This is a genomic window from Caballeronia sp. SL1002 (genome assembly GCF_057814995.1).
In genome coordinates this window covers 865,335-888,983 of record NZ_JBYMUW010000003.1, presented here as the reverse complement: position 1 = coordinate 888,983, position 23,649 = coordinate 865,335, and the positions used below count along the sequence as shown (strand labels likewise).

Below are 23,649 nucleotides of genomic sequence, written 5' to 3'. Positions count from 1 at the left end.
CGAAGAAACGGAGACGAGCCATGAATCACATTCACACCACCCACAACGAAATCGAGAAAATCCCCGTCACGGTGCTGACCGGCTTTCTCGGAGCAGGCAAAACAACGCTGCTCAATTACATCCTGCGCGAAAAGCACGGCCGCAAGATCGCAGTGATCGAAAATGAGTTCGGCGAAATCGGCATCGACGGCGGCCTCGTGCTCGAATCGACCGAAGAGATTTACGAAATGACGAACGGTTGCGTGTGCTGCGTCGGCGCGGTGCGAGAGGATCTGGTGCGAATCGTGCGAATGCTGGTGGAACGCCCGGACCGGCTCGATCACATCATCGTCGAAACGAGCGGGCTCGCCGATCCGTATCCGGTTGCGCAGACGTTCTTTCTCGACGATCCGATCGCGAAGCAAGTCACGCTCGATGCGGTCGTCACGATGGTGGACGCCAAGCATATCGCGGCGCATCTGGACGATCTGGTGCTGGACGGCAGCGACAACCAGGCCGTCGATCAGATCGTGTGTGCGGACCGTATCGTCATCAACAAGGTCGATCTGGTGGGGCCGGACGATATCGCTTCGCTCACGCAACGCATTCGCGGACTCAACGCGACGGCAGACATCGTCGAGTCGAGCTATGCGCGGATCGACCTGGACAAGATTCTCGGCGTGGGCGCGAACGAGTTTTCGCAAAATCTCGTCGAGGCCGATGGTCTGCATGAGGAAGAACACGCGCACGAGCACGAAGAACATGAGCACGATCATGCCCATCTCGACGACGACCACGCCGACCACCAGCACGATGAAAGCGTTTCCTCGGTCGGCATCGAACTCGATGCCGATATCGACCTCGACGCGCTGCAAGCATGGCTCGTCGAGTTGCGCGACGCGGATGCGGCAAACCTCTTCCGCATGAAAGGCATTCTCGCTGTGCAAGGCCAGTCGCATCGTTATGTGCTGCAAGGCGTGCACAACGTCATCGAACTGCGCGCGGCCCAAGTGTGGGGCAGTGAACCGCGCTCCTGCCGCATCGTATTCATCGGACGCGATCTCGATCGCGCCGCGTTGACCGACCGCTTCCATGCCTGTCTAGCCGCGCCGGTTGCGGCCTGACGGGCAATCCGGTCGGCGCGCAACATCATGCCGCACGACGCGAATCGTGCGGCGCGCTCCGATCGCAACGATAATTCTGGAGACACCTCATGAACTCTGCCATACACCCCGTCGATCGGATTCTGCCGAAGCGCCAGATGATCACGCTCGGTTTGCAGCACATGCTAGTGGCTTACATCGGCGCGATTGCGGTTCCGCTGATCGTCGCGTCTGCTTTGAAGATGTCGCCGGCCGACACGACCGTGCTGATCAGCACTGCGCTGTTTTGCTCGGGCATCTCGACGATCCTGCAAACCGTCGGCGTCTGGAAGTTCGGTGTGCGCCTGCCTATTCTGCAAGGCGTCGCCTTCAGTAGCGTCGGGCCTGTGATCGCGATCGGCATGAGTCCGGGCGTCGGCTTTGCGGGCGTATGCGGCGCGGTGATCGGCGCGGGTCTGTTCACGATGTTCGCCGCGCCGCTGGTCGGCCGCTTGCGAAGATTCTTTCCACCTGTCGTGACGGGATGCATCGTCACCGTGATCGGCTTGCAACTGTTTCCCGTCGCGTATCAATGGGCCGGTGGCGGCGAGGCCGCGCAGCAGCAATTCGGCGCGCTGCCTTTCCTGAGCGTCGCGCTGTTCGTCGCGCTGGTGATTCTCGCGATCAACCGTTTTGCCAATGCGTTCCTGCGTAATCTCTCGGTGCTTATCGGTCTGATTGCCGGCGGCATTCTGGCTTGTTCGCTCGGCATGGGCAACTTTGCGAGCGTCGCTCAAGCGCCGTGGTTCACGATGCCCGTGCCGTTTCATTTCGGCGTACCCGTGTTCTCGCTGGTACCCGTCCTCACGATGATCGTCGTGATGGTGGTGCAGATGGTCGAATCCATGGGCCTGTTCGTCGCGATCGGCGACATCGTCGATAAAGACGTGAGCGAAGAAGACGTGGTGCGCGGCATGCGCGCCAATGGGCTCGCGAGCGCAATTGCAGGCATGTTCGCGGCGTTCCCGTTCATCGCTTTCATGGAGAACGTCGGGCTCGTCATTCTGACCGGCGTGCGCAGTCGCTGGGTGGTCGCGATCAGCGGCGTGCTGATGTGCGTGGTCGCTCTGGTGCCGAAGATCGGCGCCGTGGTGGCCTCGACGCCCTCGGCGGCGCTCGGCGGCGCTGGCATCGCGATGTTCGGCGTGGTGGTCGCGGCGGGTGTGCAGACGCTCGCCAAGGTGGACTTCGAGCGCAATCGCTACAACGTGCTGATCGTCGGCTTCACGATCGCTACCGCGCTGATTCCGGTGATGGCGCCGCAGGTCTTCAAGCACATGCCCGACTGGACGCAACCGTTCCTGCACAGCGGCGTGGTGCTGGCGTGCCTCGTTTCCGTCGTGCTGAACGCGGTGCTCAACGGTGCGCACGAAGAGGACGTCGTGCCGGCGCACGACATGGTCCGCGAATAACGGATGCTAGATGACGAGCGCGGCCGTCGCTGACTGGACGGCCGCATCGCAGTAACTGAAAGGATATCGAATCGTGAGCATGCAAACTGAAGCGTTGCTGATCAAAAACCCTATCGCGGTGATGAGCGGAATGAGCGGCGATCGCGCGCGGCTCGGCCAGGTCGATCTGCGGATTCGCCACGGTCGTATCGAGACCATCGCGCCGAATCTCGAACCTCGTGCCGATGAACGTGTGATCGACGCGCGGTTTTGCGTCGTCTATCCGGGCTGGGTGAATACGCACCATCATCTGTTCCAGAATCTGCTGAAGGCGGTGCCGTCCGGCATCAATGCGGACTTGCAGGATTGGCTGGCCGCCGTGCCGTATCCGCGGCTTGCGCGCTTTACGCCGGACCTCGCGCGCGTTGCCGCGCGATTGGGATTCGCCGAGTTGCTGCTCTCTGGCGTGACGACCTGCGCCGATCATCACTACCTCTATCACGCGGACGGCACCACCGAAACCGGCGATCTTCTGTTCGACGAGGCGGCTTCGTTCGGCATGCGCTTCGTGCTGTGCCGCGGCGGCGCATTGCAGGCGGCGGGCGATCATCCAGGCTTCTCCAAGCTGGCGCTCAAGCCTGAGACGCTCGATCAAATGCTCGCGGATATCGAACGGTTGAAGTCACGCTATCACGATAGCGGTGCGGCTTCGATGCGCCGTGTCGTCGTCGCGCCGACTACGCCAACGTTTTCGTTGCCGCCCGAGTTGCTGCCGGAGGTCGCACGCGCAGCTCGGGGGATGGGCTTGCGGTTACATACGCATCTGTCCGAGACGACCCGCTACGTCGAGTTCTGCAGGGAGCGCTTCAACAAGCTGCCGGTCGAGTTCGTCGCCGATCACGAATGGCTCGGCCCGGATGTGTGGTTCGCGCATCTCGTGCATCTGCAGGCGAGCGAGATCGCCATGCTCGCTGAAACGGGCAGCGGTTGTTCGCACTGCCCGGTCAGTAACGCGCGCTTGGGCAGCGGCATTGCGCCTGCGCCGCAAATGGCGGCCGCAGGCGTACCGATGTCTTTAGCGGTGGATGGCGTCGCGTCGAACGAATCCGGCAGCATGACCAACGAGGCGCATTTCGCCTGGCTCGTGCATCGCGCCGCGCAGGGCGCGTCGGCGACGACCGTCGAAGAGACGATTCACTGGGGCAGCGCCGGCGGTGCGGGCGTGCTCGGCCTCGATGCGGTCGGCACGCTCGAAGCCGGCCAGGCCGCGGACCTCGTGCTCTACGACATCAGCGATCTGCGCTTCAACGGCTTCCACGACGTTGCGGTGGCGCCCGTGACGGCGGGCGAGCCCGCGCGCGTTCGCTATAACGTGGTGAATGGCCGCGTGGTGGTGGACGACGGCGTGATTCCGGGTCTCGATCTCGATGCGCTTCGTCACGAAGCCGCCGAGGGCGTGAAGCTGTTGCTCGCAGATTGAGGCACAGGGAACGAACCGTGATGCACACGAATCGAATCAGGCTCGGCATATTGACGCCTTCGTCGAACACTGCGTTAGAGCCGATCACGGCCGCGATGCTGAGCGAACTGCCGCACGTCAGCGCGCATTTTGCCCGCTTCAAGGTGACGGAAATCGCGTTGTCCGACCGCGCGCTCGGCCAGTTCGACGTGAGCCGCATTCTGGCGGCCGTGCATCAACTGGCCGATGCAAGAGTGGATGTCATTGGTTGGAGCGGCACGTCGGCGGGCTGGCTCGGATTCGCGCGCGATCAGGCGCTGTGCCGGCAGATCACCGAGGCAACGGGCATTCCCGCCACGACCTCGGTGCTGGCGCTCAACGAGATCATCGAGAAGACGGGCGTGCGGCGGCTCGGTCTCGTTTCGCCTTACACCGATGACGTTCAGCAGCGCATCGTAGGCAATTACGAGCAGCTTGGAATCGAATGTGTGGCGGAGCGGCATCTTGGCCTCGTGGACAATTTCAGCTTTGCCGATGTGCCGGATATTCAACTTGCGATGATGATGCGCGAGGCCGCGTTCGCTAGACCGGACGCGGTGACGACCTTCTGCACGAATCTGCACGCGGCGCATCTGGTTCGCGCATTCGAAACGGCTACGGATATTCCTGCTTATGACACGGTGGCGACGGTCGTGTGGAAGGCGCTGAGATTGGCGAATGTGGATACGAAACCGTTGGCTAACTGGGGGACGTTGTTTGCCGAGGCGAGGTAGCTGCTCCGCGTTCGAGTAATAGCGCACACGGCCCTTCCACCGCGACACCGCGTGGAAGCGGAACTCATTGCGGCCGGTTAATCCCGCTCACCCGTCACCTGGCTTTCGATATGAGAGCAGTTATTTGTCGACCTTCTGTAAAGCAGGCAGGGCCACATTTTCCTTCGTGTCGCCGCGCTCGCTTTTCGAATGCGGACGCCGTGAGGACTCGAAATTTTGCCGCCAGGCTCAAGTTTATTTTTGTCCTGCCGTATGTGATGGAGAGCGGTCGTCGCAGCGCCAGATCTTTCGAACTGTGCGTTTTGCGAGGATCCGTCGCGGTCGAACCACGATTGTTCGTCTCTGTCCCAGCCAAGTTGACTTGAAGCCTCATGAACATTCTGAATCGCCTTTCCGTTCGACAAAAGCTCATCTTCGCGATGAGCATCTCTATCCTCATCTTTGTCGTGATCTCCACGGCGCTCAGCTTGACGCTCACGGGCAATAGCCTTAGGGAGCGCGCTGTTAATCAGGAGTTGCCAGCGGAAGTGGGCGAAATTCGTAACGATGTCCTTCGGCAGATCGAAGGGCCGCTGGCGCTCACGAAGGGAATGGCCGCCAATTCCTTCCTGCTGGACTGGGAGGAAAAGGGCTTGTCCGATGAGGGTGTGGACGCCTGGAAGAAGTATGCACGAGGGTTGAAAGCCGCCGCCAAAGCAGACACCATTTCCTGGGTGTCGGACGCCACGGGCAAATATCTTAGCGAGAACGGCGTATCGCGTACGGTATCCGCGAACGACGCCGGCGATAAATGGTTCTACGATTTCCTCGCAAGCAACAAGGCGTTCGGCCTCGATCTGGACAAGGACAAGTCATCCTCGGTCTACAATCTTTTCATCAACGTCCGCTTCAACGCGAACGGCAAAGCAGGCGTTGCGTCGATCGGCTTGTCGGTGAACGATCTGGCGAGGACTATTCGCAACGTCAGGATCGGTGAGCACGGCTTCGTGTATCTGGTGCGTCCCGATGGCGCGTATGTCATTCACCGCGACCCGGCGCTGGCAGACGGTCAGCATTTTCTAAAGGACGCCCCCGGCTTCAGTCCTGAAACCGTGTCGTCGCTGCTCAGCGGACAGAAATTCGCGCACGCCAGTTATCACGCCGGCGATGGCAAGCGCCTCGTCGCCGCGTCTTTCCTGCCCGATCTGAACCTGTACCTAATCGCAGAAGTGCCGGAAGCAGAAGTGCTCGGCAACATCACGAGGACGTCGACCATCTCCGCGCTCGTGGCCGCGCTCGTGGGCGGAGGTATTGGCATGCTGATCATTATTTTCATCAGCGGCGCCATCGCCGGCCCGTTGGGTCGCGCCGCCGCGATGCTGCGGGAGATCGCCGAAGGCCAGGGTGATCTGACGCGCCGGATGAAAGTCGAGACCAACGACGAGGTCGGCGCGCTAGCGCAATCCTTCAACAAGTTCATCGAATCGCTGAACCGCATTATCGGCGACGTACGCTCAAGCGCGGCCACCATATCTTCGGCGTCGCGCGAAATTGCCGAGGGCAATATGGACCTGTCGGCGCGGACCGAGACGCAGGCCTCGAGCCTTCAGGAAACGGCCGCCGCGATGGAGGAACTGACGACGACCGTTCAGCAAAACGCTTCGAGTGCAAGCGAGGCCAACCAGTTGGTCGTCGCGGCCGCCGGGCACGCGCAGCGTGGAGGAGAGGTCGTCAGCAATGTTGTCCGCACGATGAGCAACATCACGCAGTCGTCGAGCAAGATTGTCGATATCACCTCGGTCATTGACAGTATCGCCTTCCAGACCAACATTCTGGCGCTCAACGCCGCGGTGGAAGCCGCTCGTGCGGGCGATCAGGGACGAGGATTCGCCGTCGTGGCTTCAGAAGTACGCGTGCTGGCACAGCGCAGCGCCACCGCCGCGAAGGAAATCAAGGTGCTGATCGACAGTTCCGCGGAAAGTATCGACGCCGGCAGCCGTCAGGTCATGCACGCGCAAGAGACGATGGCCGAGATCGTAGCCGCAGTGCAACGGGTGACGGGCATCATGGACCAGATTGCCACTGCCAGCGCCGAACAGGGCAACGGCATCGGCCAGGTCAATCAAGCGGTCGCGCAGATCGACGAGACCACTCAGCGCAATGCCGCCCAGGTGGAGGAGGCCGCAGCGGCGGCGAAGTCGATGGAGGAACAGGCCGTCGCGCTCAACGGGATTGTGGCTATGTTCAAAATCGAGTGAGCGTCTAGGCGCTCGCGAATGTTGAGCAGCGCGTCCGTTAGTCCAAACGCGGTTCACCTACGACGCGGGGTTGCGGATTTGCAAACGCGTTATCTCACTGCCGATGACTTCTCCGATGTGCCGTTTGAAGGGACCGTGTCGCCGTCGTAGCCGAAGGTCGCGGTTCAACGCCCATCGAGCACTAAGACCGCGCGATAAGCTTCCGTAACCGACCCCGGACTGCCGTTCGAAAGGACGTGACTTGTGCGGCGGATTCCACGGTTTCTCCTCTGTAAGTGCGTGGATGCGACTTGTCCGAAATTATGATATCGGTGGCATCCTAGGGCAAAATCGGAAAGCAAATCGAAAGTAGCCCGTGTCCCAACCCAGCTACGCGGATCGCGTAACTGCGCTTTTGCGCGGACAGAAGCGAAATCAGTCAAGTTTTCCATTTCGGGTTGGGCGCAATCAGCGTCAGGTATGTCTCGTTGACTCTCACGACCGGAGATCCACGCATGTTCGCAATATCTCGAATGCAATCGGTTTGCGCCGTCCTCGCTCTCGCCTGCTGCATCGATGTTAGTCAGGCCGCTCCAAATCCGGCTACTGACGCGACTCGGAAAGCCAATCAGGCAATAGCAGATTACTTGCCATTTTCTAACACACAGGATTTCGACGATGCCCGACACGGTTTCATCGCCGACCTTCCGAATCCCATTATTAAAGGCAGCGCCGGCAACACGGTGATCGATCTCTCACAGTACGACTTCTTGAAGCAGAGTGGTCCTGCTCCAGCGTCGGTCAATCCGAGTCTCTGGCGGCAATCGCAGTTACTCGGCATTCGTGGGCTGTTCAAAGTTGTCGATGGCATTTATCAGGTACGCAACATTGACCTGGCCAATATGACGTTCATTCGCGGCAAGGTTGGCTGGGTGGTAATCGATCCACTCACATCGACGGAAACCGCGAAAGCCGCCCTCGATCTGATCAATAGCACGGTCGAGAAACTTCCCGTCACCGCCGTGATCTTCACGCACTCGCACGTAGATCATTTTGCGGGCATACGAGCGGTCGTGGATGAAAAGGATGCACGGGCCGGCAAGGTACCCGTGATTGCGCCGGAAGGCTTTATGGAGGAGGCGGTCAGCGAAAACGTATTCGCGGGCAACGTCATGAGTCGCCGCGCGTCGTACATGTACGGCAATCTTCTGCCGAAGGACCCGGAAGGGAATGTGGGCGGCGGCCTCGGCCTTACTACGGCAGCCGGCACGATTACCTTGTTCGAGCCGACCAAGATCATTGATAAGACGGGAGAGAAGCTGACGGTCGACGGCATCGATATTGTCTTTCAGATGGCGCCAGGCACTGAAGCGCCAGCCGAAATGCTGTTCTATTTCCCACAGTTCAAGGCGATCTGTCTCGCCGAGGATGCCAACCACACCCTTCACAACATCCTTACCTTGCGCGGCGCAAAGGTGCGCAGCGCTCAGAAATGGGCGAGTACGCTGGATCAGACAATCGACCTATGGGGCGGCGACGCGGTAGTTTCATTCGGCAGTCACCACTGGCCGCAATGGGGTAACGACCGCGTCGTCGAACATCTGGAAAAGCAGCGCGACCTATACAAATACATCAACGATCAGACGCTGCGTATGGCAAATCAGGGCCTTACGATGAACGAGATCGCCGAACAATTCGTTCTGCCGGATAGTCTGGCGAAAGAATTTTATAACCGCGGCTATTACGGCGATCTCAAACATAACGTCCGCGCCACGTACCAGCTTTATTTAGGATTCTGGGATGCCAATCCGGCTGACTTCAACCCGTTACCGCCTGTCGAAGAGGCGAAGCGATACGTCGAGATGGTCGGAGCGGACAAAATGATTTCAACGGCCAAGGCAGCCTATGCCAAAGGCGACTATCGGTGGGCAGCGACCGTGGCGAACAAAGTCGTGTTCGCGCAACCTAAAAACCAGGCGGCACGCAACATCGAGGCGGACGCGCTGGAACAATTAGGTTACCAGGCCGAATCGGGTCCGGCCCGTAACTTTTATCTCTCGGGGGCGCAGGAACTGCGCGGCGGCGTCAAGAAAATGACGACGCCGAATACGAGTTCTCCAGACATCATTCGCGGGATGACGACGGATATGTTCCTCGACTTTCTTGCCATTCATCTGAATGGACCAAAAGTCGGGGACAAGTCCTATGTCTACAACCTGAAATTCCCTGATATCAAGGCGCAGTACGTCCTGAAAGTAAAGAATGGCGTCATGAATTACAGCAAGGACAAGCAGCTAGACAAAGTAGATGGCACGGTCACCCTCAACCGCTCGACACTCGATGACATTGCACTTGGCAAGCTAAAACTGGGCAATCTCACGGACAGCGGCGACGTGACCATCGACGGAGACAAGGCGAAGTTCAAGGAGATGCTGGGTAACTTCGACAAGTTCGATTTCTGGTTCACTATCGCGGAGCCTTGAAGCGAGCCGCACCGCACCACCCCGGTTCAACTAAGAGCGGACGACTTATAGCATTAACAGTAGACATGGTTATCTATAACCGACCGCTCTTTTGACTTGGGCGTGCGACCCGACTGATTCGTGAAGAGGCGTTGCGCTACTGACAGGCGCAGATAAGAATGCGAACTACGGGGTTCGCTGTCCGTCTGGGCGATAAAGGATCGCGGGTTGGGTCCATCGTCCGGACGCAGCGTTCCCGGTCGAGGGCGCGGTCCTTTTAAGTCTTAGAAAACTGGAACGCAGATTTGACGTGGAAAAAATCTGATTCGACGACTATAGAGCCGCGATGCGCTCTCGGAATCAATCGATCAACTGAGATGTTGGGTGCTTGCGCTAGCTTAACTCAAGCCGTTCCCGGCAAATGTTAAAAGGTCCAGGAGGCTCACGCCCCCACCCGCCGCATGGCCCTCATGGGCGAGAATCCCAATATCGCCATCACGCGCTTGAGTTTTACGCCAGAACTACGCCGCCGGCCAACTCAAGTAGCGAAACCGGCGGTTCTTAAACTGAACGAACGGCATATCGCATCCTGCCGTCGCTCGCCACGTTAACTCGCCGTAGCCACCACACCGGCCCGCGCCACATGCAATTTTTTATAGCTGTCGATCAAGCGGTGGTGCCTGTCGAGACCTTCCAGTTTCATGCTCGTTGGAGTCAGACCATAGAAGCGGACGCTGCCGTCCACCGATCCCATTACCGCGTCCATTCGGTCCTGGCCAAACATTCGACCAAAGTTGACCGCGTAATCTTCCATTTCCAGGTCGTCGTCGAGCAGCACCTCCAGCACCACATTCAAGGCCTGATAAAACAATCCGCGCTCAACCGTGTTGTCGTTGTATTGCAGGAAGGCTCCCACCAATTCCTGCGCTTCCTCGAATTGCTGCAAAGCGAGATTGATCAGCAGCTTCAGTTCGAGAACGGTTAGCTGCCCCCAGCCCGTATTCTCGTCAAATTCGATGCCGATCAAAGTGGCAATGTCGGAGTGCTCGTCCAATTCGTTGTTGTCCAGCCGTTCAAGCAGCGCCGCAAGACCAGCATCGTCCAGGCGATGCAAGTTCAAAATATCGGCACGGAACAACAACGCCTTGTTCGTGTTATCCCAGATCAAATCCTCTACTGGGTACACTTCCGAATAACCGGGCACTAAAATACGGCAGGCCACGGCGCCGAGTTGGTCATACACCGCCGTATAAACCTCTTTTCCCATGTCTTCGAGAATTCCGAACAACGTCGCGGCTTCATCGGTATTGGTGTTTTCGCCCTGGCCGGAAAAATCCCACTCGACAAAATCGAAGTTCGCTTTGGCGCTGAAAAACCGCCACGACACCACGCCGCTGGAATCGATGAAGTGCTCGACAAAGTTATTCGGCTCGGTCACCGCGTTACTGACAAAAGTAGGCTGAGGTAAATCGTTCAGACCTTCAAAACTGCGCCCCTGCAGCAATTCCGTCAGGCTCCGTTCCAGCGCCACCTCGAAACTAGGATGCGCGCCGAACGAGGCAAAGACACCGCCGGTCCGCGGGTTCATCAACGTGACGCACATTACCGGGTAGGTCCCACCGAGCGACGCGTCCTTGACCAGCACCGGAAATCCCTGCGCTTCCAATCCCTCAATCCCGGCCAGAATGCCGGGATATTTGGCGAGCACATCGTGCGGCACATCGGGCAATGCGATTTCACCTTCGATAATCTCACGCTTTACCGCCCGTTCGAAAATCTCGGACAGACATTGCACCTGCGCTTCGGCGAGCGTATTACCGGCACTCATGCCATTGCTGACAAACAGGTTTTCGATCAGGTTGGACGGGAAATACACCACTTCGCCGTCCGACCGGCGCACAAACGGCAGTGAACAAATACCGCGCTGCGCATTACCGGAGTTCGTGTCGTAGAGATGCGAGCCAAACAATTCGCCGTCGGGATTATAAATTTCCAGGCAATACGCATCCAGAATGCCAGCCGGCAGCGCATCTTTACGGCCAGGCTTGAACCAGCGCTCGTTCGGATAATGGACAAACTCCGCATTGGCGATGTCTTCGCCCCAAAACGCGCCGCCATAGAAATGGTTGCAATTCAGGCGTTCGATAAACTCTCCCAACGCCGACGCCAACGCGCTTTCCTTGGTCGCGCCCTTGCCATTGGTAAAACACATCGGCGAGTGCGCATCGCGGATATGCAGCGACCAGACATTGGGAACGATATTGCGCCACGAAGCGATTTCAATCTTCATGCCCAAGCCCGCCAGAACGCCCGACATATTGGCGATGGTTTGCTCCAGCGGCAAATCTTTTCCCGCAATGTAGGTGCTGGCGTCGGATGCCGGCTTCATCATCAACAACGACTGCGCATCGGCATCCAGGTTTTCTACTTCTTCAATGACGAACTCGGGTCCGGCCTGCACCACTTTCTTCACTGTACAACGGTCGATGAAACGCAAAATACCTCGGCGGTCGGCTTCCGAAATCTCCGCTGGCAACTCGACCTGAATTTTGAAAATCTGTTTGTAACGGTTTTCCGGATCGACGATATTGTTCTGCGACAGGCGGATATTTTCGGTCGGGATATTGCGATTTACGCAGTACAGCTTCACAAAGTAAGCGGCACATAACGCCGACGAGGCAAGAAAATAATCGAAGGGGCCAGGCGCCGAGCCATCCCCCTTATAACGGATAGGCTGGTCGGCCACTACCGTGAAATCATCGAACTTCGCTTCCAGGCGGAGCTTATCGAGAAAGTTAACTTTGATTTCCATGTTGGTTCCTAAATTCGTGCCTAAAATAATATGCGCGTGCCGTCGCTAGTACTGTCCGTGGTAAAGGCCGCTGAAGAAGCCCCGAAAGTGCCGAAAAATAATCTCCGATATTTGCGTTCGCGGCCGCTTCGCACCCATGCGCCGAGCAAATTCGAATACATGCCGAACGCGCTGGCATCGTCGACGGACACTCTGCCGCTCACGACAGACGCAATCCGACCTCCTCGCCTTACCGAGCGGGTTCGGCTGCATTTCTCGCCAGAACCCTTGAACAGCGACACATTGCGGCGATGATACGCGACGCGCGGCTTCGCTCGCAACGACAGCAGGACGCGCGGATCGGAACCCGGCTCGAACCTCTGCTGTCGAGACGCGTAAAGCGTCGGCGATGAATGTCTCCACCGTCCATGCGCGTCTCTTATTCGCACCCGAAGCCCGCCATACCGCTCATTTCCAGTCTCCGCCCCGCGAACACGTTTTCCGCCGCGCGATCGAAAAGCTCATGCGGATACGTTCTAAGCAGGTGCTTCATTCGGCCTCAGCACAGGGCGGCTATCTTCGAATGACAGCGCAATGCGTCCGCTCATCTTCAACGCTTTCTCGATGAACAGTGTCTCGCATGTCTATCGCGGCATGTGGACCCACGGCACGTCGGAACAGACCCGGCACAACGGACTCGCAACCTGGGTCAAGCTCGCGAAGCTGCTAGAAGAGGGCTGTTTCGACGGCCTTTTTCTCGCCGATGCACTCGGTCTCGACGAAGCCTGTCGCGGCTCATCCGACATCTGTATCGAACAGGGCATCTACTTTCCCGGCAACGACCCGGCGATCCTCTGCGCCGCGCTGATCGGCGCGACCGAGCACCTCGGGCTCATGTTCATGCGCGAAGCCGTTTCCGCTTAAACCAACAAGACCGCTCATCATCACTTTGGGGAAGACCATGATCGAACGTCCTCGTCGTGCGCCGTGCGCCGATCGCCGAAGTGCCCGGGTTCACTGGCTATTCGGGTTCAAGCGCCGACCCCGCGCTGGGACCGGGGCGAAGTTGCGTAGCGGACCCGAAGGCGACGCCGGGCGCATCCTGCAACGGACATTCAGCGCCCTTTCATCGCGCGTCTATTGGGACGGCGGCTTGATTAGCGCAGGAAGCGTTTCCATCCCGCGCGCTTTTCGCTGAGTCCGGCGATGCACAGAAAACCGATGCAAGGCCGTCGAAAATAACCTCTAAGGCGGTCATCTCGACTGTCTCGAAGGAGGCGGCAACCCGTTATTCACTGCGCTATCTCGTGCAGCTTTGCAATCACCGAATTCGAAATCTGCTGCGCATTTTTCCTGATTGTCTGTTTCTCGTCTCCGCCCGCCATCACGAACTTGACCGCGATCACATAGGGATTGAGTTTGATCACCGCGCCTGGCTTGTCCTTGCTGTCGGACTCCGCGACTACCTGGTAGAGCGGAGGTAAATCGGCAGTGGCGAGGCTGTCGCACGAGACCGCCACCTGAATATCGTTCTGGCCCGCACCAAAACCGACCATTGCTCGCCTTAGACGATTGCCGTCGTCGACGCTCAGAAACACACCACGTATTTGCCAGCCCGCCGAGGGTAGTGGCTGGCCCGGCACAATACGGCGCGCATCGACACCCCCTTTTTGTAGATCCATAGTCAGCGCGTCCGCCATCTCGTTCACGATGTCCTTAGCGTGGTCCTGCGGGTTCTTGTCCTTGCCCATCGGCCCTGGACCACTCGGCAGCAGACCGCGCAGCCGGCGCATACGCTGTCCGGGTCCGCTGTCAGGTGTCACGTTCGCTGCATCGAGTTCGAAGTCGGACACATAGACGACCGGTGGCGGCGCCGCGAACGGGGGGCCGTCCGCCGCGGCGCTGATTGCCGACGCCGCGCCCAGACATCCCGCCGCCATCATGATGAGCAGAAATCGACGCTGCATGGCGCATCTCCACGAATGTCCTATAGACGCGGAGAGTGTACTGCTCTCTCTGCCTCAATCGGTTCAAGCGTTGCGCGATAAGGCTTCTCACACCCACGTAGTTCGGCACTGCGCAGCGCATGCGCCTCTGACACGCAAGAAAACTGATTGGCCTGAGTGGATAGCGAACAGCCTGTTGAGCGGAAGCGGTTGAGCAACTTTGCAAACCAGCTCCCCCACCCTCAAGCAACGGTCGACGCCAACAGCAACGGACCTCCAAAAATTTACGGTACTTCCTGGTTTAGCATTCCACGCCCGGTTGCCTATCGGCAAGGAGGCTTCAACTGCGGACCGCCAGAGTAACCACGATCAGCGCCGAGAAGATCAACGCCGGGGCGAGATGCCGGAACGGCTCCCGGTTTCGGAGCAACGTGAAGAGCGCGCCGGTCATGACCGTACCCGCAAGCGCCAGGCCCAAAACTCGGGTTTGTTGCCCAAAAAGAAGCGCTGCACTGATCAACTCGAGCGCGCCACAAAACAGCCGAAACCACGCCGGGTAACCCCAGCGTGCAAAGTCCCGCTTCACCGCGCCGAGTCCTGCGAGGTTGACCACTCCGGCAACCGCGAACAGTGCCGCTACGATCATCGCGAGAATCGATTCGAAAGATGCAGCGTTCAACATCATCGTTATGCTCCGCCGCGTGGCTCAAAGTGCTTCTGGTCAGAGAGGTCTGCAATTAGGCCGGGGCCGCACGGCTCCCACACAAGAACCCGCCGGGCGTGCTCGCCGCTTACCGTCTGGTCTAGCGCCAGAGCATCAGCGAAGGGTCCAAGCGATTTGCGAGCGTCGTCGAGCGGCCAGAATTCGACGCGGTCGGCGCCGACCGAGGCTCGAATCGCTTCGCCCATTTCGGCGACCGGAACGGCAGCTTCTGCGACAACGTTGAAGATCTGTCCGATGACTCGATCGTCCCCGCTTGCGAGCCGCTCCGCCGCGCTCAGGTATGCCGTGGCGAGATCATCGAGATGCACGGCGGGCCAGTAATTGCGACCATCCCCGACGACTCTCACACTCCCGGTCTGACGGACCATACCGGCGAGCATGCCGAAGATCCCCCCGCCATAGCCGTGCACCATCGCCGGTCGGAGGATCACCGCGGCAATCGAGCGGCGTGCTGCCAGCGTCTGCACGTGTTGCTCAACTGCAGGACGCCAGGCGACGAGCGATGTCGGATTGAGCGCCGTCGCTTCAGTTGCGGGCTCACCCTCCGTATTGCCGTACACCCATGTGCCCGATGTATAGACGAACGCCGCGCCCGGATGCGAATGTGCAAGCATTGCATCGACCGCGGCTTTGTCGGCTGCAGCGGCGGATGCGTTGTTGGTCGACGCGGTGTGCACCACGCCATCGGCGGCGCCGGCGGTTGCAGCAAAAGACTGCGGCTCACGCAAGTCACCGCGATGCAGTTTCACGCCGAGACCTGCGAGCGCGACTGCGGCCGCCGACGCGTCGTCACGCACAAGCGCGGTCACCTGATGGCCGAGGCTGATTGCCTTGCGCGCGACCGCTTGCCCGATGTACCCCGTACCACCTGTAATGAACAGTTCCATGATGTCTTCCTCGACGATAGCCTGCGACGTTGAACAAACGAAACGAGACTAATAAGTCTCGTTAGCGCGAAGGTAAACGAGACTGACTAGTCTTGTCAACCACCCGGCGATCTGGTATTTATCGGACATGAACACGTCCTGCCCCCCCGATTTAAGCCCGCTGCAGCGCCGAAAGCGGTCCGCCATCCTCGACGGCGCGAAAGCCGTTTTTTTAAGCCAGGGCTTCGGACTGGCAACGATGGACGATGTCGCCGCGGCCGCTGGCGTCGGCAAACAAACGGTCTACCGCCACTTCAAATCTAAGGAAGCGCTCTTTGTCGGTTTGGTGAGTTCGATGTGCGCTCAGGTAGGTGAACTTCTTGCCAGTGCTCAGGACCAGCAATTGGATCGATCACCAGAAGTCGAGCTGCACGAATTGGGATGGGTGTTGGCACGAAGCCTTATCGAGCCGGACTATCTAAGGCTTTACCGCGCTATCGTTGCTGAGGCCGAACGTCTTCCCGAACTCGGGCGTGTGTTTTACGAAAATGGCGCGAAGGTCGTGCGCGTGTTCTCCGCCAGAATTCTGCGAAAGCGATTTGACGAATCAACTGCTGCATTGCGGGCAGCGACATTCGTTCAGTTGGTGCTCGGCGATGCGTATCTGGAACTGTCCATTGGCTTCACGGTGCCCGACGTTGAAGCCCGCTTTGCGCTGCAGATCGACGAGGCGGTGGCGGCTGCACTGCGCTAACGAATACGGCATGAAAATGTTGAGCCATCGCATGCGGAGCGCAACAGCTTGAAGTGCGAAAAGCGCGACACCGCCCTTCTTTACAGTGACTTTGTGGTGATAGTCCTTAGCTAAGGAAGGTCTGCATAAATCATGCAGGAATTGAGTTGCCAAATATGCCGTCGACTGCGACGATTTGGGCATGAGACAAGGTAATCTGGGATTGGATTTGACGACCAACGAACGCGCAAGCGCGAGTTCCTCGACGAGATGAACCGGGTGGTTCCATGGGGCGAACTGGTGGCGCTGGTATTGCCGCATGCGCCCGAAGGTAAGCGTGGCAGGCCGCCGTTTCCGGTAGAGACGATGTTGCGCATCCACTTTATGCAGCAGTGGTTCACCTTGAGCGATCCTGCAATGGAAGAAGCGTTGCACGATGTGCCGCTGTTTCGAGAGTTTGCTGCACTGGACAACTGGAACATGCGTCTGCCTGACGAGAGCATGACATTGTCAAAGCGGACACGTTGCTGCAGTGGATGGTCGCAATGTGCCCCGGCAAGCGCGCGGCGCTGGACAAAGACGATGCGGTGGATCGCATCGTCAATGACATTGAATACTTTAAAGCAAGCGTTCGCTTTAAGGTAGAGCATCCGTTTCGGGTGATCGGACTGCAGTCTGGCTTCGCGAAGGCACGCTAACGTGGTCTGAAAAAGAACACCGCACAACTGACAACGCTGTTCGCGCTATCCAATCTCTGGATGGCGCGTCGCAAGCTGCTGAAAATGTAAGCGATAGACGCCGCGAGAGTGGCGATCTGCAAACACCGAGCGCAATTTATGGTCAGTAATCGTTCGGCTTGCAACGCTAAAACGAGTCCCGAGACTCAACAATTTCGAATGTGCTGACCAGTTAGGCTGAAAATGATTTATTCAGACCTTCCTTAAGCAAATGCGATCATCCGCCCGCAAAGCTCATCTGGAATCAGATACGCCCCATTCACCGCAGGTTGCTAACGCAGCCCTCACACTCGCGAATTCTTCAACACGGTAAGCCCGAAATTCCGACTACCGACTTCAGAGCGTCAAGTGAGTGGCTTCCGGATCGTCCGGTTCGAACCAATCGGGATTACGCTGCGCCACCGGTCCGAGCGACACCAGGATTTCGCGCAAATGCGCGCGCATCGCGTTTTCGGCCGCATCGGGATCATGTGCCTTCAGACCGCCCACGATCAGCGCGTGCTGCTTGATCAAGAGATCGAGCGGCGATACTTCATGGAGACTCAGATAGCGCACCCGATCCATCTGCGCCTTGATGTCCTGAATGGTTTCCCAGGCCGCGACGCAATCGATCGACTGCGCGATAAGAAAATGAAACTGCTCGTCGCATTCCAGAAACGCAGCGGTATCGTTGGATTTCGAGGCCGCTTTCTGTTCGCGCATGTTCGCGGCGAGGTCAGCGAGCTGGACGTCGGTGATAGCGAGTGCCGCGCGCCGGACCACCGCCGCCTCGATCGCCTCGCGGATGAACCGCCCCTCGCGCACCTTGCGCGGCGAAATGCGTTTGACGAAGGTTCCGCGCTGCGGCAAGACCTGTAGCACGCCCGCTTCGACGAGCTTGATGAATGCCTCGCGCACAGGCTGGCGCGAAACGTGAAACATCTCGGAGACCTCTTTCTCGGAAAGCGGCGTGCCGGGCGCCAGCAGACCCGTAAAGATCGCCTCGCGCAACGAACGGAATATCTGCTTGCCGATCGGCTCGTGCGAGTCAGCCGTTAACCCCGCTAGCGCCCCGGCAAGCGGTGCTTTCGAGTCGCCGCCGGAGACCATGCGAGCGCGCGCAGGCGCTTTCTCCGTCAGGACTCTCAGCGAAGACGCGCCTCTCTCACGCCGCGTAACGACTTTCGGGATTGCAATTTTCGTATCCATACCGGTTGAACCAGAGACTAGTCTCGTAAAACTACCATACTAGCTTACGCTCTGCCGAGGCATTTTGCGCTTTCGGTTCGCGGATAAACACCAATGCGCACAGCGCGCCGAGCACCGCTATTGCGCCAGCCAGTATGAACGCGCCGCCGTAGTGCCCATTCGTCGCCTGCACGATAAAGCCGGTGACCGCCGGACCGATCACGCCCGCGAGGTTCGCGAGCAAATGCACGAAGCCGCCCACACCGCCGACGTTCTCGCGGCGCACCGTGTCCTGGATCACTGCCCAGTAGACGGATCCGGTCACGTAGAGGAAGAATATCGACACGGACATCAAGGCAACCGCGCCCTGCATGCTCGCGACGCGTCCCGCAAAGGCCACGCAAACTGCCGCCGCGCCGAGGCACACCGACAACACGATGCGTCGCGACATCAGCGCCTTGCCGGTCAGACGCAGGATGAAATCGGTGATGAAACCGCCCGCCGCCAGTCCAATGCTGCCGAGTACCCACGGAATCACGGTCGCGATGCTCATGTCGTGCAACGACAAGTGATGCGCTTCCATGAGATAGGTCGGAAACCACGAGAGGAAGAAGAACAGCACGTAGTTGTAGGCGAAGAATGCGAACGCGGTAGCGAGGATAATCGGTTGGCGGAGATAGAAGCCAAGGCCGGCCTTGTGTCCCGACGACGCCTGCTCCATCGACGACGCCTGCTGCTGGCCCGCAACGATCAATTCGAGTTCGTCGCGCGCGACGCGCTTGTTTTGCTGCGGGTGCTCGGTAGTCGTCAGTGTCCACAAGACAAGCCACGCAAGCCCGAACACCATGATCGCGACGAAAGCCCAGCGCCAGCCGAACTGAATCGCCATATAGCCGACCACCGGGCCCGCGAGCGCACCGCCGAGTGGCGTGCCCGAACTGATGACACCGATCGCGCTCGCGACTTCGCGGCGGGGAAACCAGTTGTTCACCATTTTGCTGTTCGATGAACTGAACGGCCCCTCGCCCATGCCGAACAGCACGCGCAACACGATCAGAGAGACAAGGCCGCCGGCGAGCGCGGTCGCGCCGCAAAAGATCGACCAGATTCCCATCGCGCCGCCGAACACTTTCTTCGCGCCGAATTTATCCGACGCGACGCCGCCGATAAAATTAAACAGCGCATAGCCGATGAAGAAGCTACTGAACACGATGCCCATCTGCGCATGCGAAAAGTTCAGGTCCTTTTGAATCAGCGGTGCCGCGATCGAGAGTGCAGCGCGGTCAAGATAATTGATGACGCCCGCGAGAAACAGCAGGCCGACGACGAACCATCGCTGGCTCTTGATCATGTAAGTCTCCGGTTTCCCGCCTCTTCTTCGCCGGGCGGTCAGTGCCTATCGATTCAGTCGAAGTGCAAGTGGACCTTCATCGACTGGCTGCGATCATGCGCGACTTCGAACGCCTGATTTGCGTCCGCGAGCGGAAAAGCATGCGTCATCAGCGGCCGAAGATCGATCTTCCCGGCGCCGAGTTCTTCGGCGGCGACCGCATATTCGTTGGTGAAGCGAAAGGAGCCGCGATAGCACAACTCCTTCGACATCACCAGATTCGCCGCGACCGGCGACTGCCCGGCCGGCAAGTTGCCGACCTGAATGACGGTCCCGCCCGCGCGCGCTGCGCGCAGGGCCGTGTCGAGTCCCGCGGAACTTCCCGACGCTTCCAGGACGACATCGAAGGTGCCGCGCTGCTGCGCCCATTGATCGATGCGCGTCTGGTCGTTGGCGAGCGCCGTTTCATCCGCGCCGAGCGCCGCGGCCATCGCGAGCGCCTTTTCCGCAAGATCGACCGCGACGATCCTGTGAGCGCCCGCGCGTTTTGCGACCGCGAGCAGGATGCAACCGATCGGCCCGCAGCCCACCAGCAGCACCTTTGCGCCGACGAGCGACCCCGCCTGACGCAGCGCGTGCAGGGCAACGGCGAGCGGTTCGGCCATCGACGCCTGCGCGAAATCGAGCGCATCCGGAACCGGCACGCACTGGCGCGCCGCAACCGCGATGTACTGGCGGAACATGCCCTGCATGTGCGGGAACGTCGACGCACTGCCCATGAAGCGCATGTTCAGACAATGGTTCGGCATGCCATCGACGCAGTATCGGCAGACGCCGCAATTGAGACCCGGATTGACCGCGACTCGCTGGCCGACCCGCAAGCCGCTCACGCCTTCGCCGAGCGCGGCGACTTCGCCGGCGACTTCATGGCCGAGCACGAACGGTTCGCGCACCGCGAAGTCGCCGCTCTTGCCCTTGAAGTAATACGACAGGTCCGAGCCGCAGATTCCGCCCGCGCGCACGCGGATCTGGACCTGGCCGGGCTGAGGTTGCGGTGCATCGAGTTCGTCGATGCGGAGTTTTCTGGGTTCGTGAAGAACGGCTGCAAACATTGTGCTGCTCCTTTATGTTCGATGACTCGGTAGTTACCAGTTCCAGAGCGTGCCGTCGTCCAGCCGCGCGACCGGCAAATACGCCGGATCGTAGGGATAGCGCGCGGCGGCTTCCTCGTCGATATCGACGCCATGTCCCGGCGCTTCGCCCGGATGCATCATGCCGCGATCGAAAGTCCACGCATGAGAGAACACGTCATGGGTTTCCTTCGGAAAGCCCATGTATTCCTGCACGCCGAAGTTCGGCACCCACAAGTCGAAATGGAGCGCCGCGCCCATGCAGACCGGCGACAGATCCGACGGCCCGTGACAGCCGGTGCGCACCTGATACAACGAAGCGAAATCCGCGATCCGCTTCAGATGCGTGATGCCGCCCGCGTGCGTGAGCGTCGCGCGGATATAGTCGATCAGTTGCTCTTCGATCAACTGCTTGCAATCCCAGATGCTGTTGAACACTTCGCCGACCGCGATCGGCGTAACCGTATGCTCGCGGATCAGCCGGAAGCCGGCCTGATTCTCGGCGGGCGTCGGGTCTTCCATCCAGAAGAGCCGATACGGCTCGATCGATTTACCGAGCCGCGCGGCTTCGATCGGCGTCAGGCGGTGATGGACGTCGTGCAGCAAATGCGAGTCGAAACCGAACTTGTCGCGGACCGCCTCGAACAGCTTCGGCACGAAGTCGAGATATTTTTCCGTCGACCAGCTCTGCTCCTCGACCGCGCCTTTCGTCGCCGGTTCGTACGTGCCGCTGCCCTTCGACACGCCGTACACCGACCGCACGTTCGGCACGCCGCACTGAATGCGGATCGCCTTGTAGCCCTGTTCGAGATGCTCCTCGTAGCGGTCCAGCGCTTCCGGAATATCGCGCCCGGTCGCGTGTCCGTAGACCATCACGCCCTCGCGCGACGCGCCGCCCAGCAGTCGATAAAGCGGAAGATTCGCCACCTTGCCGAGAATGTCCCAGAGCGCCATGTCGACGGCTGCAATCGCGGTCATCGTCACCGGGCCGCGCCGCCAGTACGCGCCTTTGTAAAGAAACTGCCAGATATCTTCGATGCGCCCCGGGTCGCGCCCGATGAGCAGCGGACACACGTGGTCCTTCAAGTACGACGCAACCGAGAGTTCCCGGCCGTTCAGCGTAGCGTCGCCGATGCCGTACACACCTTCGTCCGTCACCACTTTCAGCGTGACGAAATTGCGTCCCGGACACGTGACGATGACATCCGCGCGGACGATTTTCATGGGGATTTCCTTGAGTGGCATTCGACTGAACCGATGCTACCATACAAGTATATTGAACCGTCAACAGCGGGTTTTCCCGCCCCGGAGAACAAAAAATGAACGTTAAATCAAGGATGTGCCGGAATACGCTCGATTCACTGACCGATTACCTGCTGTCTCCGGATTGGCGTGAACCGCGCATCGGGATTGTTCATTTGGGCATCGGAAACTTCCATCGCGCGCACGAGGCTCTATATACAGAAGAGGCGATGATCGCGGCCGGCGGCGACTGGGGCATCTGCGGCGTGACGCTGCAAGGCGACATCACGAAACGCGATGCCCTGATGGCTCAGGACGGGCTTTACAGCGTCGTCGAGCGGGGTCCGGAAGGCGTGCGTGTCACGGTGATTCGCGCATTGCGGGAAGTTCTCGCGATGCCGCACGACCGTGCGCGTCTTTTCGAACTTCTCGCCGACGAAAACGTGCGTATCGTCTCGCTGACCGTGACAGAAAAGGGTTACTGCCGAGATCCGCAGTCCGGCGACGTGGACCTGAAGCATCCCGGCGTCGCTCACGATCTGGCAAATCCGCAAGAACCTTCGACCGTTCCCGGCATACTCACCGCGGCGCTCGCCGCTCGCCGGGCTGCCGGCACGCCGCCTTTCACCGTGCTTTCATGCGACAACCTCTCGCATAACGGCGCGGCGCTGAAGCAGGCAGTCGTCTCGTTCGCACGCGCGGCTGACGGCGACCTTGCCGCATGGATCGACGCGCAGGTGGCGTTTCCGCCGACGATGGTGGACCGTATCGTTCCCTCCACGACCGACGCCGACCGCGAGGTCGCAGCGCAGGCGCTGAAGCGCGACGACGCGGCGCCCGTGCCGTGCGAGCCGTTTCGTCAATGGGTGATCGAGGACCGCTTTCCAACGGGACGTCCGGCGTGGGAGCGCGCGGGCGCGCAACTCGTCGACGATGTGATGCCGTTCGAAATCGCCAAGCTGCGCATGCTCAACGGCACGCATTCGACGCTCGCCTATCTCTCGATGCTCGCGGGTTTCGCCACCATCGACGAAGCGATCGCACACCCGCCGCTCAAGGCGCTGATCCACGCCATGATGACGCACGACATCGCGCCGACGCTCGACGTGCCCGCTTCGTTCGACGTCTTCGCCTACCGCGACGCACTGCTCGCGCGCTACGCGAACACGGCGCTCAAGCATCGCACCGCGCAGATCGCGATGGACGGCAGCCAGAAAATTCCGCCGCGCCTGCTATCGACCATAAAAGCGCGCCTCGACGCAGGCCAGCCGATCGATCGGCTGGCGCTGGCGGTCGCGGCGTGGCTCGTGTTTCTGCGCGGACACGCGGACGACGGCACGCGCTACGACATCAGCGATCCGCTCGCCAGTCGACTGACTGCAAGCCTGCCGGGCGAGCCCGAACAACTTGTCGATACGTTGCTTGCGATCGGCGAAGTCTTTCCGGTAGCGCTCGCACAACGCGACGACTTTCGGCGACCGCTGATCGACGCCGTCTGGTTGCTGCGCGGCGGCGCGCGCGACGCTATCGCTATCGCTATCGAGCGAGACTGAAAAGGCGC

18 protein-coding genes and 1 pseudogene are annotated in these 23,649 nt (G+C 59.7%); 11 read left to right on the top strand and 8 right to left on the bottom strand.

What is annotated here, in order from left to right:
* Positions 1–20: 20 nt before the first annotated feature.
* The 6 genes from AC3D25_RS21405 to AC3D25_RS21380 all read left to right on the top strand — a co-directional run bounded on the left by AC3D25_RS21405 (position 21) and on the right by AC3D25_RS21380 (position 9,443).
* Positions 21–1,103, top strand: coding sequence for a CobW family GTP-binding protein (locus AC3D25_RS21405; protein ID WP_488890423.1), 1,083 nt, complete (start codon positions 21–23; stop codon positions 1,101–1,103).
* 89 nt (positions 1,104–1,192) lie between these two features.
* Positions 1,193–2,533 (top strand): nucleobase:cation symporter-2 family protein, encoded by a 1,341-nt coding sequence (locus AC3D25_RS21400; protein WP_488890422.1) that lies wholly within the window; start codon positions 1,193–1,195, stop codon positions 2,531–2,533.
* 79 nt (positions 2,534–2,612) lie between these two features.
* On the top strand, positions 2,613–3,992 hold the full coding sequence (locus AC3D25_RS21395) for an isoxanthopterin deaminase (protein ID WP_488890506.1): 1,380 nt from the start codon (positions 2,613–2,615) through the stop codon (positions 3,990–3,992).
* Between the two features lie 20 nt (positions 3,993–4,012).
* Complete coding sequence (locus AC3D25_RS21390) at positions 4,013–4,744, top strand: maleate cis-trans isomerase family protein (RefSeq protein WP_488890421.1); 732 nt, start codon at positions 4,013–4,015, stop codon at positions 4,742–4,744.
* Between the two features lie 371 nt (positions 4,745–5,115).
* Positions 5,116–6,981: a methyl-accepting chemotaxis protein gene (locus AC3D25_RS21385; protein WP_488890420.1), complete on the top strand. Its 1,866-nt coding sequence runs from the start codon at positions 5,116–5,118 to the stop codon at positions 6,979–6,981.
* Positions 6,982–7,475: 494 nt separating this feature from the next.
* Entirely contained in the window at positions 7,476–9,443 is a 1,968-nt protein-coding gene (locus AC3D25_RS21380; protein ID WP_488890419.1) for an alkyl/aryl-sulfatase, read from the top strand.
* 586 nt (positions 9,444–10,029) lie between these two features.
* Here AC3D25_RS21380 and AC3D25_RS21375 read toward each other — a convergent pair.
* Positions 10,030–12,234 carry an OsmC domain/YcaO domain-containing protein gene (locus AC3D25_RS21375; RefSeq protein WP_488890418.1) on the bottom strand — a complete coding sequence of 735 codons (2,205 nt, stop codon included), beginning with the start codon at positions 12,232–12,234 and terminating at the stop codon, positions 10,030–10,032.
* A 573-nt stretch (positions 12,235–12,807) separates the two neighbouring features.
* Between AC3D25_RS21375 and AC3D25_RS21370 the strand changes: the two genes are divergently transcribed.
* Positions 12,808–13,137: a hypothetical protein gene (locus AC3D25_RS21370; RefSeq protein WP_488890417.1), complete on the top strand. Its 330-nt coding sequence runs from the start codon at positions 12,808–12,810 to the stop codon at positions 13,135–13,137.
* Between the two features lie 368 nt (positions 13,138–13,505).
* On the opposite strand, the gene AC3D25_RS21365 is transcribed toward AC3D25_RS21370, so the two are convergent.
* From AC3D25_RS21365 to AC3D25_RS21355, 3 genes are all read right to left on the bottom strand, one after another.
* Positions 13,506–14,180: a DUF4410 domain-containing protein gene (locus tag AC3D25_RS21365; RefSeq protein WP_488890416.1), complete on the bottom strand. Its 675-nt coding sequence runs from the start codon at positions 14,178–14,180 to the stop codon at positions 13,506–13,508.
* A gap of 319 nt (positions 14,181–14,499) precedes the next feature.
* A complete protein-coding gene (locus tag AC3D25_RS21360; protein ID WP_488890415.1) occupies positions 14,500–14,844 on the bottom strand; it encodes a DoxX family protein in 345 nt (114 codons plus the stop codon).
* Between the two features lie 2 nt (positions 14,845–14,846).
* On the bottom strand, positions 14,847–15,770 hold the full coding sequence (locus tag AC3D25_RS21355; RefSeq protein ID WP_488890414.1) for an NAD-dependent epimerase/dehydratase family protein: 924 nt from the start codon (positions 15,768–15,770) through the stop codon (positions 14,847–14,849).
* A gap of 127 nt (positions 15,771–15,897) precedes the next feature.
* On the opposite strand from AC3D25_RS21355, the gene AC3D25_RS21350 reads away from it, so the two are divergent.
* The 3 genes and pseudogenes from AC3D25_RS21350 to AC3D25_RS21340 all read left to right on the top strand — a co-directional run.
* Complete coding sequence (locus tag AC3D25_RS21350; RefSeq protein ID WP_488890413.1) at positions 15,898–16,503, top strand: TetR/AcrR family transcriptional regulator; 606 nt, start codon at positions 15,898–15,900, stop codon at positions 16,501–16,503.
* 201 nt (positions 16,504–16,704) lie between these two features.
* Positions 16,705–17,127 carry a transposase gene (locus AC3D25_RS21345; protein ID WP_488890505.1) on the top strand — a complete coding sequence of 141 codons (423 nt, stop codon included), beginning with the start codon at positions 16,705–16,707 and terminating at the stop codon, positions 17,125–17,127.
* Positions 17,091–17,270 (top strand): annotated as a pseudogene (locus tag AC3D25_RS21340) (IS5/IS1182 family transposase); the annotation flags it as partial. The gene AC3D25_RS21345 and the pseudogene AC3D25_RS21340, both read left to right, overlap by 37 nt.
* Before the next feature lie 285 nt (positions 17,271–17,555).
* On the opposite strand, the gene AC3D25_RS21335 reads toward AC3D25_RS21340, so the two are convergent.
* The 4 genes from AC3D25_RS21335 to manD all read right to left on the bottom strand — a co-directional run bounded on the left by AC3D25_RS21335 (position 17,556) and on the right by manD (position 22,070).
* Positions 17,556–18,308 (bottom strand): GntR family transcriptional regulator, encoded by a 753-nt coding sequence (locus AC3D25_RS21335; RefSeq protein ID WP_488890412.1) that lies wholly within the window; start codon positions 18,306–18,308, stop codon positions 17,556–17,558.
* A gap of 130 nt (positions 18,309–18,438) precedes the next feature.
* Entirely contained in the window at positions 18,439–19,737 is a 1,299-nt protein-coding gene (locus tag AC3D25_RS21330) for an MFS transporter (RefSeq protein WP_488890411.1), read from the bottom strand.
* 53 nt (positions 19,738–19,790) lie between these two features.
* Positions 19,791–20,828 (bottom strand): L-idonate 5-dehydrogenase, encoded by a 1,038-nt coding sequence (locus tag AC3D25_RS21325; protein ID WP_488890410.1) that lies wholly within the window; start codon positions 20,826–20,828, stop codon positions 19,791–19,793.
* A 33-nt stretch (positions 20,829–20,861) separates the two neighbouring features.
* Positions 20,862–22,070, bottom strand: coding sequence for a D-mannonate dehydratase ManD (gene manD / locus AC3D25_RS21320; protein ID WP_488890409.1), 1,209 nt, complete (start codon positions 22,068–22,070; stop codon positions 20,862–20,864).
* A gap of 95 nt (positions 22,071–22,165) precedes the next feature.
* Here manD and AC3D25_RS21315 point away from each other — a divergent pair, with 95 nt between their 5' ends.
* Positions 22,166–23,641 carry a mannitol dehydrogenase family protein gene (locus AC3D25_RS21315; protein ID WP_488890408.1) on the top strand — a complete coding sequence of 492 codons (1,476 nt, stop codon included), beginning with the start codon at positions 22,166–22,168 and terminating at the stop codon, positions 23,639–23,641.
* The last annotated feature ends 8 nt before the right edge of the window (positions 23,642–23,649 follow it).